We start from the raw sequence: 7,217 nt of genomic DNA, 5'->3' as shown, positions 1-7,217 counted from the left end.
TTTTAATATTCAACAACTAATTAAAATTTTTATTGTGCTGGTTCAGCAGGAGGAGTAGTAGCTCCGCCACCAGTATCAGGAGGAGGTGTAGGATTAGTATTTCCACCGCCACCTTCAGCAGGAGGAGTAGTAGCTCCGCCACCAGTATCAGGAGGAGGTGTAGGATTAGTATTTCCACCACCACCTTCAGCAGGAGGATTAGTATTTCCACCACCTTCAGGTGGGTTTGCACCTCCACCACTCTCTGGAGTTGTTGGAGTTTGTTCTTCCTCTTCCTTTGGTTTATCATTAGGAGTTGGTTGAGTCGTATACGATCTAGAAGGATAAGTTCCTTTTATGAAGGCCGCACTAGATCCATATGATGATTTACCACCATCTATTAAGTTGATTTTTGTAAAGTATATATTATCAGGCTCTTTAAATTTAACCTTCTCTAAGTTCTCATGAATAGGGCGCATAACTTTTGCCCATAGTCTTGCAGCAGTTCCACTACCACCATTAACACTTGTACGTTTTATAAATTTACCCGTGTTAGGGTCTTTTCTACCAGCGTCATCACCTATATAAGTTGCTCCTACATAGTATGGTGTATATCCAACGAACCATGCATCAAGTGCTTCATTTGTTGTACCTGTTTTACCAGCTACAGGCATACCACCTATAGAAGCAGATCCACCTATACCTTCAGTTATAACCGAAGCTAGCATATCTGTAACAACATAAGCAACTTCAGGGTCAACAACTTTATGTTCTTCTGGAGTATTTTTAACTATTACTTGCCCATCATAACTTGTTATAGTAGTAAATACTATAGGCTCTACATAAACACCACCATTAGCTAATGTACCATAAGCAGCAGCCATTTCAAGTGGAGATATACCGTGTGTCATACCACCAAGTGTTAATGCAGGGAATCTTCTATCACTTTTATCTAAATCAGCAGTTTTGCTATCTACTAATGTTGATATACCAAAGTTCTTTAAGTAATCCATCATTACGTCAACAGATTCTTCATAAGTATCACCTAGCATTTCAGCAGTTTTTATAGCAATTGTATTTGAAGAATAAGCTAAAGCTTTACGTAAAGTCATAGAACCTCTACCAGCTGTTGTAGTATTAGGATTCCACTCATTATTCTTTTTGAACTTATAACCACCCTTTGCATCGCTTAAAGAAGTTGATTGAGTCAAACCTGAATCTATAGCTGGAGCATAAACTGATAATGGTTTTATAGTTGAACCAGGTTGCTGAGCTGTTGTAGCTCTATTTAATGTTTTTCTTCCTGTTATATGTCTACCTCCAACTAAGGCTTTTATTTGACCATTTCTATAGTCAAGTATAACCATAGATGATTGAGGTTGAGCTATTCCATCAACATTAGAGCTATCAGTATGTCCAGGGAAGTTATTCTTATTATTATATTGTTCTTCTAATGTGTCTTGCATTTTTGGATCTATAGTAGTCATTATTTCTAATCCACCATTATAGAACATATTATAAGCCTCATCTCTAGTATTTCCTTGAGCTACTAAAGCATCAATTACATTGTATTCAATAAGGTCCTCAACAGATGATGCAACTTTGTCAGCAGACTTAGGAAGCTTTATTTTTATTTGCTCTGCAACTGCTTCATCATGTTCTGATTGAGTTATAAACCCAACTTCTAGCATTTTCTTTAAAACAACTTCTTGTCTTTGCTTAGCTTTTGGATTATTTACAGCCTTTCTTACAACCATAGTACCAGACTTTAATTGTTTATAAGTATCTTCATTAGGTATAAGTTTCCAAGATTTTAACTTTTCAACCATACCTAACTCTACTTGAGTAGGGTCATCAAGGCTATCATCAGGAGTATTAACGTAGAATAATAGCTTATTTTCAACGTCTTCTTTACTTTCATTACCATCTAACTTAGATGTCATGTAAGCTGAATATCTTGATGGATTTTTAGTAGAACCAGCAAGCAATGCAGATTCTGCAAGTGTAAGCTCTGAGGCTTTTTTATCAAAATAACCACGAGCTCCAGCTTCAACCCCAGCAAGTCCTTTACCGACGAAGAAGTTATTTAAATAAGCTTCAAGTATTTCATTTTTACTTAAAGTCTTACTCATTTCATAAGCATAGTATATATCCTTTATTTTACGAGGTAGACTTTGCTCTTTAGATGTTAATAACATTTTAGATACCTGCATTGGTATTGTACTACCACCTTGCTTTGTACCTGTCAATGTTTTTACTACAGATCTAAATAGACCTTTAATATCAACACCCTTATGCTCATAGAAACGTTCATCCTCTATGGCAATAACAGCATCTTTCATACTTTGAGGTATTGAATCAAATGGTATGGGTTCTTTTTTATTTACACTAGGTGCATTGGATAAAAGTTCACCATTAGAGTATTTGATCTTAGTAGTTTGGTAAGTTTTTTCATCTAATAGAGCTTTAGTAACTGGTTGAACATTTTTTAGTGAAGCAAATACCAATCCAGTACCACCTGCAGCTCCAAGTACTAATAATACTAAAAGTACTATTCCACTAACTCTAAAAAATTTGAACTTATCATTCTTTTTACTATTTTTAGACTTAGGTTTAGACTTAGTATTACGAGTAGAAGAAGATGGCTTACTAGTAGGCTGGCTAGTCCTATTAGAAGAGCTAACCTGCTTTCTTCTTATTTTATTTTTATTTTCATTGTTATCATTACTCATTAAGCTTTAACCTCCTTACTTAATGTAATATTATACCACACATATGAATAATTTTGTAATCAATAGATAAAAATGAATATAATGTAATACTTTATAAACTACTCTTAAAATAATGAATCAGTCTATTTAGATACTATGCGATAAATGTTATTTTAAGACTAAATTATCTATATACTTAAAATATAATATAGTATCAATTATTTTTCACTAAAATAAAAAAAATATGTGAATACTTACAACTACCTACATAAAATAGTAGGGGGTGTTATTTTGAAAAAAAATATAGCGAAAATAAAAAAGAAGATTTTAAAAAAATAACCTTTATATTTTCTACTATACTTATATTATCTTTCCTTATAGGAAGTTTTATATATGTAGATACAAGTTTAAGGCCGACTATAACGGTACTTGCGGAAACTAAAGCATTAGAACTTGCAAATAGATCAATAAATAAAGCAGTAGGAGAGATTGTAAAGGATAAAATAAACTATTCTGATTTAATTAATACTAAATTAGATTCTCAAGGAAAAATAACTATGATGCAATCAAATACAATTATGATGAATAAAATAGCATCAGATGTGGCCCTACAAATTCAAGATGAGTTAAAGCAAGTAAAGACTACAACATCTTACATACCAATAGGAACAGCTTTGAAAAGCCCAATACTTGCAAAATATGGTCCAAAATTAAAAGTATCTATAGAACCAATAGGAACTGTATCTGTAGATTTTAAAACAGATTTTGAATCATCTGGTATAAATCAAACCAGACATAGAATTTATTTACAAGCAAAAACTCAAGTAAAAGTAGTAATACCTCTTACAACATCTACTAAAGAAATAAAAGCTCAAATACCTATATCTGAAACAATAATAGTAGGAGATGTACCGAGTAGCTATGTAAACATACCTAAAGAAGGTGTATCAAACATATTACCAAATATAGATATGAAAGATGTAACTAAATAATAAAAAATATATAAGTAGTAGATTGCTAATCTACTACTTATATATTTTTATATGATTAGATAATTTGTTATTCTTCTTCGATCATCCATTTTATAAATATGCCGTATCCAAGAGTAGGGTCATTTTCAACTGCATGAGATACAGCACCAATAATTTTATTACCTTGAACTATAGGTGTACCACTCATACCTTGAACAACTCCGCCAGTTCTAAGTAACAAGTCTTTATCTATAATTTTAAATTTAATAGTTTTAGATTGAGCAGAACGTTGATTTTCTACATTTATTATTTGAATATCATATTTCTCACACTGTAAAGAATCATTTTGTAATATTAATTGTGCTCTACCTAACTTTATATCTTTTAAATCAGCCACTTTATATTTTTTTAAGTTTGATGTATCAAAATCTACAATATTACCTTTTATACCGAAATCAGTATTTTTAGTAAATTGTCCAATAGTAGAATTTCTTTTAGCATTTATGCATCCTACATTACCTTTAGATGATTTTTGAATATCTAAATCAGTAGTAGTAGATATGCATCCATTTTTAATTGGTATCTTTCTTGAAGTACCAATACTTATAGGATGTCCAACAGCCGCAAATTCTTGAGTATCTGGATTTATATAAGTTAATGTAGCGAAACCAGATAATAAATTATTAAAATTAATTTTTTCTAAATGTTCTTTATTAGTATGAATAGTTAACTTATTAGTTCCTCTAGAAACTAGTACAGATACATCTTCATTACCTTCTAAAGAAGATAATATTTTAGAAAAATCACTATAACTACTAATAGGACTATTGTTTATACTAAGAATTGCATCTCCTAAAGTAAAAGGTGAATCCTCTAAATAATTTCTTACTATTATATTTTTTAATTCAGCATCAATTTGAAGCACATTACCAATTGGTATTAAATAATCTGGGTCCGATTTTTGGTTAGATTGTGCATAAATTAAATTATTTGAGAAAAAATATAATAAAAATAAAAATGATGAAAATAAGATAAATTTTGACTTTATTAAATTTTTATATTTTGAGTTTAAATTATTAGAATTCATGAAACACCTGCTTTCTGTCAATGCTTTAATGTTGTATTGCGGTGATTTAATATTATGTTGTGCAGGATTGAAATTTTGATGCTTGGAAAACAGAAGCAATAAAACCGTAGATTACAAAAACAATAATAAATAAACAAGTTAGTCAATATAAATTGTAAAATAACAAACTAAAATAAATATGTGTGGTTTTTAATTCGATTCTAGGCATATCTTACTTTAAAATTAACAGTTAAAAACAATAATCATAAGGATTAATGGAAAGTCTGTAATATAAAAGATATAAGTTTGAAAATACAAAAAGACACTTAACTAAGTTTACCTTTAAGTGTCTTTCCTTTTTTTCTTTTCTTTTTTATAACCTTCTTTTTTATAACAGTTCTTTTTTTAGGTGCACTATTTTTTTCAGTATTATTAGAAGTTCTGGCAACGCCAGGTGGAACAAAAGTAAAATCATCACTACCACTTTCATTATTACTACTATCATCGCTGTTAGAAGGACAAGATTCAACTGCTGATATTAAAGCTAATTCGTCAGAGAGCACAGCAAAAAAACTTGCTAATACATTTAAGTCATTAGAACTTAATTCTTCACCTAATGCTATAGATATTGTTGAAGCTAAAACTATATAATCAACATAGCCAAAATTACAAAGAAATGATTTAGGAGAAGTTTTATTAGTATTATTAGCATTAGCAATTCTTTTCATAAAACCTCCTATAAAAATTATTATATTAAATATATATGACAGCCATAAAAACTATACTATTAAAAAAACAAATAAAAGTTTTATATAATGAAATAAAAAAATAACCATTGGAAATAATATCATATAGACGATTGTAAATGAAAAATAAAACATCTATATGAAAGGAGATATAAAATGAAAAAGTATAGGGTGCTAGTTACTATAATAATTGCTATGGGAATAATACTTATAGGTCAATCAAATCCTATTAATAATTTTTATAAAAGTGCAGGCCTAATTAGTAAAGGTGTCAATCAAGGTGAAGAGGTTAAAAAGGATAATAAAGAAAAAGATAATAATGATGTAAAAGAAAAAAAATACTTAATATGTATAGACCCAGGCCACCAGTCAAAAGGAGACCCTAATCCAGAATCAGTAGCACCAGGTTCATCTCAAAAAAAAGCTAGAGTGTCATCAGGAGCTACAGGTGTATCAACAAAAAAACCAGAATATGTATTAAATTTAGAAGCATCTATAGTTTTAAAACATATATTAGAAGGTAAGGGCTATGAAGTAATCATGACAAGAGAGACTCATGATGTGAATATAAGCAACGCAGAGAGAGCAACATTAGCTAATGAAAAAAATGCAGATATGGTTGTTAGAATACATGCAGATAGCTTAGATAATTCATCAAAGACAGGAGCATCAATTTTAATACCAGGTAAAAATAGTAAATATACTTCTTCAATATATGAAGAAAGCAGTAAATGTGCAGAACTAATAAAAACTAGTATGAAAAGTAACGCAATAGAATTAAACGGAATATTTGAACGAGATGATTTAACAGGATTTAACTGGTCTAAAGTGCCAGTAGTATTAGTCGAAATGGGATTTTTAAGCAATTACAATGAAGATCAGATGATGTCTAATCCAGAGTATCAAAGAAAGTTGATGCAGACTATTGCTGATGGGGTGGAAGAATATTTCAAGACAAAATAGGTGAGAGCAATGAAAAAAAATATAGAAAAAGCTTATGCAGCAGCTTTATCAAAAACTTTTAAAGTAGTAAATCCACTGAAAAAAAGTATAATACAAACAAACTGTGAAGTTCATATATATATACAACAAAATGCTTTACAGATATTAAAAAATGAAGGATATATTAATGAATATGAATTTTTTAAACAATATTTACCTCAAATAAATAAAGGGTTAGTTTGGGCAGATCAAGACTTTAAATCATATCATCATTTTTATAATCCTAGACAAAAAAGAGGTAAGTTTGGATATGAAGAAAATGCATTAACTGTATCGAGAAGCTATTACAATAAAGCTTTAAAGTATTTTGCAATAAAAAATTATGAAAGATCGATGTTTTACTTTGGTGCAGCATGTCATATAATTCAAGATTTAACTATTCCCCAACATGCAAAGGGAAGGTTATTAGATAATCATAGGCAGTTTGAAGTTTATGTTAAATCTAATCACCAACAAATAAAAAGATTTAGAGCTACATCAGGAAGTATAATTTTAAATACTATAGAGGAATACGTAGACTATAATGCTAACAATGCTCTTCGTGTAGATCATATGTACAGAAATATGGAAAGTTTAAGTACTAGATTTTATCTAACAGCAGTAAATAGTGTTACTTTATCTCAAAAAACTAGTGCAGGATGCATGTTAATGTTTTTTAGAGACGTACTCTATGTATAAAGACAATATATTAAAAAATAAAATTGGGCTATAAAAAGTTTATTTTTATAGCCCAATTTTATTT

Annotated in this window: 6 protein-coding genes; 3 read left to right on the top strand and 3 right to left on the bottom strand. The window is 29.8% G+C overall.

Annotated elements, in window-relative coordinates; translation table 11 throughout:
• Positions 1-29: 29 nt before the first annotated feature.
• On the bottom strand, positions 30-2,711 hold the full coding sequence (locus BN899_RS14540) for a transglycosylase domain-containing protein (RefSeq protein WP_042276851.1): 2,682 nt from the start codon (positions 2,709-2,711) through the stop codon (positions 30-32).
• A 314-nt stretch (positions 2,712-3,025) separates the two neighbouring features.
• Here BN899_RS14540 and yunB point away from each other — a divergent pair, with 314 nt between their 5' ends.
• Positions 3,026-3,682, top strand: coding sequence for a sporulation protein YunB (gene yunB, locus BN899_RS14535; RefSeq protein ID WP_042276849.1), 657 nt, complete (start codon positions 3,026-3,028; stop codon positions 3,680-3,682).
• Positions 3,683-3,749: 67 nt separating this feature from the next.
• Here the strand turns inward: yunB and BN899_RS14530 are convergent, their stop codons facing one another.
• The gene (locus tag BN899_RS14530) at positions 3,750-4,748 is read right to left on the bottom strand and encodes a SpoIVB peptidase S55 domain-containing protein (protein ID WP_042276846.1); all 999 of its coding nucleotides are present in this window, start codon (positions 4,746-4,748) and stop codon (positions 3,750-3,752) included.
• Between the two features lie 305 nt (positions 4,749-5,053).
• A complete protein-coding gene (locus BN899_RS14525) occupies positions 5,054-5,455 on the bottom strand; it encodes a hypothetical protein (protein WP_042276843.1) in 402 nt (133 codons plus the stop codon).
• A gap of 174 nt (positions 5,456-5,629) precedes the next feature.
• On the opposite strand from BN899_RS14525, the gene BN899_RS14520 reads away from it, so the two are divergent.
• Together BN899_RS14520 and BN899_RS14515 are read left to right on the top strand one after the other, a co-directional pair.
• A complete protein-coding gene (locus tag BN899_RS14520) occupies positions 5,630-6,436 on the top strand; it encodes an N-acetylmuramoyl-L-alanine amidase (protein ID WP_042276840.1) in 807 nt (268 codons plus the stop codon).
• A 9-nt stretch (positions 6,437-6,445) separates the two neighbouring features.
• Positions 6,446-7,153 carry a zinc dependent phospholipase C family protein gene (locus BN899_RS14515; protein ID WP_042276837.1) on the top strand — a complete coding sequence of 236 codons (708 nt, stop codon included), beginning with the start codon at positions 6,446-6,448 and terminating at the stop codon, positions 7,151-7,153.
• The last annotated feature ends 64 nt before the right edge of the window (positions 7,154-7,217 follow it).

Source organism: Faecalimicrobium dakarense (assembly GCF_000499525.1).
Lineage (GTDB): Bacteria > Bacillota > Clostridia > Peptostreptococcales > Peptostreptococcaceae > Faecalimicrobium > Faecalimicrobium dakarense.
The sequence above is the reverse complement of the archived record's forward strand: the minus strand, read 5'-3'. Positions and strand labels throughout refer to the sequence as shown.